We start from the raw sequence: 2828 nt of genomic DNA on the forward strand, positions 1-2828 counted from the left end.
GGCGGGGAGTGGGAGCCGGCGCGGGTGAACGGGGTCTGGCACTGGGTCGATCCGGTGGTGGCCGAGGCGATCGCGGCCGAGGAGGCGGCGTTTGCCCGGCTGACCGAGCTGCAGGCTCGGTTTGCCGAGAACGAAGCGCAGATCGATGTGTGGGCGCTGGATCCGGATTATGACGCGGCGATGGACGGCGCCGGGGTGACGCTCGACGAGACACTTGCGCCGCACGGCTATTGCTGGGTGCGGCCGGAGCCCGAGGGCGACCTGGCGGACGCGCAGGCGCGGCTGGAGGAGGCGGGCGCGCGGCTGGAGGAGGCGCGCGGTGCGGTCGCGGCCTATGAGGAGTACGAGCGGCTGCTGGGCGAGGCGATCACCATGCAGGAGAACATGCCGTTCTACCCCGACGGGGTGACGCCGGTCGCCTCCTCGCCGGACAGCGACTTCAATTACGAGGAGGAGTTCGAGAAGGGCGAGGCGGCGCGCGCCGAGGTTGCGGCGCTGCGCTATCAGGCGGAGGCGCAGCGCGCGCTGGGCGACAAGCTGCTTGGCGACTACAATGTCGGGCTGCTTGAAAGCAGCTTCGAGGACAGCCTGGCGGAGGGCGGGGCCGAGGCGCCCGATCTGGCGGAGGGCGAGGAGCCGGTCGAGATCACCATTGGCGAGGAGACGGTCCTGGTGACGCCGCAGATGGCGCAGACCTATGAGGAGGAGGGGCTGGAGGGTCTGTTCGCCGGCGGTCAGCCGATCGGCATCCGCCTCGAGGAGGACGGCGAATGGCAGTGGGTCGAGACGCAGACCGGCGGCACCTGGCTCGAGCTGCAGCAGGCAAGAACCCGGCTTGAGGCGCTGGAAGGGCAATTGGAGATCGCCGAGGCTTATGCGCAGTTTTATGACGCCAGAAGCGATCTGGCCGCGCTCGGGCCCGCGGCATCCGACATCGAGCAGCGCCTGCTGGCGGCCTATAACGAGCAGAACCCGCATTTGCTGGAGGAAGGCCGGAAGCACAGCACGCTGGGCAACGACTATCTCGGCGAGCTGTTGTCGCAGGACATCGTCGAGGAGGGCGGTGAGCTTTGGGTGGTCAACGAGTTCGAGGAGAAGACCCAGAAGATCCAGCTCACCTTCCCCGAGGACGAGCTTTGGGACGCCTACCGCTACACCGATCTCAACGCCGAATGGCAGGAGCTGGTCGCCGGGCAGCTCGATGCGGACGCGGCGATGTGCACGAGCGACGGGCTTGGGGGGCTGAAGGCGGCCGAGCTGCGGGCGGGCGAGACGGTCAACCGCGTTCTGGGCGAGCGTCTCGGCGTCTCGATCGAGGATCTGGAGGGCCAGCTCGACGAACTCGACCAGGAATACCGGGACCTGCTGGGCGAGCACGGGCCGGGCAGCCTCGATGCGGGCGTCCTGCCCGACGGGGTGCAGCCGGACGAGATCACGGTCGGTGGCGAGACGGTCAAGGTGTCGCCGGAGGTGGCGGCGGCCTATGAGGAGGACGGGATCGCCGCGCTGGCCGGCAGCGGGACGCCGATCGGGATCGAGTTCGACCATGACGGCGACGGTGCGGCGGAATGGCGCTGGGTCGATCCGGAGCTGGCGGTGTCGTGGCTGGCGATGCGGGCGGCCGAGGTCCAGATCGAAACGCTGCGCGAGACGCAAGGCTCGGTGACGGCGGCGGCCGACTGGTATGCCTTCCAGCGCACGCAGCCGCTGAAGCTGCTCGACGATGCCGCAACGCCGCAACATCTGGCGCGATTGCAGGACGCCTATCTCGAAGCGCATGAAGAGGAGATGCTCGACGGGCGCATCCAGCCGCGGATGCAGGCGCTCTACGAGCAGGGCCATGACGGCAGCTTCCAGCCGGTGTCGGACGGGGACATCGCCGAGGCGCTCAATCTCGACGCCGACAGCGAGGAGGGCGCGGCGGCGCTCGACAAGGTCAGGGAGGAGATCACCGACATCGGCGGCGCGGACGCCGAGGTCGCGATCGTGCCGATCTTCTATGTCGACGCCACTGTCGGCCTGCAGCAGACGGCGCTGTTCGCGGTCCGCAACGGCGAGGGCGAGACCCGCTATGTCGACATGGCCGGCAAGGCCTTCGACGGCGTCGAGGACTTCCAGGACCACAACACCCAGTTCTCCGAGGACGGCCGGCTGATCGTGCCGGAGGAGCTGCGGATGAGCCCGGACGCCGACGGCCGCTTCGCGCTCGACGTGGTCCAGGCGCGCAACGTCTCGGCGTGGGAGAGGATCGTCGACCCGGTGGTCGGCATCGCCACCACGGCGGCCAGCGTCGCCGCCTTCGTGCCGGTGCTGACGCCGGTCGCCGCCCCGCTGGCGGTCGCCGGCACCGCCTATCTGGGCACCCGCACCGTCATCAACCAGGTCAACCACCTGCGCCACGGCGGCGAGTGGAGCGAGCGCGAATCGCTGATGAACACGGCGATGTTCCTGACCACCGCGCTGCCGGTCGCCGGCGGCGGCCTGCGCACCATCGGCATGGCCCGCAACCTCAACATCACCAAGGGCCAGGCCTTCCTGGCCGGCATGGGCGCCACGCGCGCCGGCCCCACCGTGCAGGCCGCCGACGACGCCGGCCGCTTCAGCCGCATCTGGCACCGCTTCCCGCATGCCGCCCCGGTCGGCGCCTACATCCAGACCGCCGGCGGCCTCAACCGCGTCGCCCACGGCCTCGACGGCACCGCCATCGCCATCGGCGCCCCCGTCATGGCCGTCTCCGCCTACGATCTCGCAGCCCATGGCGACCAGATGTCCGGCCTCCAGATCACCGACGCAATCACCGGCCTCGCAACGGGCTTCGCAGGCACCGC

Annotated in this window: 1 protein-coding gene; it reads left to right on the forward strand. The window is 69.9% G+C overall.

All coding sequences use genetic code 11. The annotated features are described in order from the left end of the window. Window positions 1-24 precede the first annotated feature (24 nt). Window positions 25-2828 (forward strand): hypothetical protein (locus XW59_RS29490; RefSeq protein WP_206077772.1); only part of this gene is annotated, 2804 nt, incomplete at its 3' end.

Origin of the sequence: Aquamicrobium sp. LC103, from assembly GCF_001014615.2 — a bacterium.
Taxonomy (GTDB): domain Bacteria; phylum Pseudomonadota; class Alphaproteobacteria; order Rhizobiales; family Rhizobiaceae; genus LBCQ02.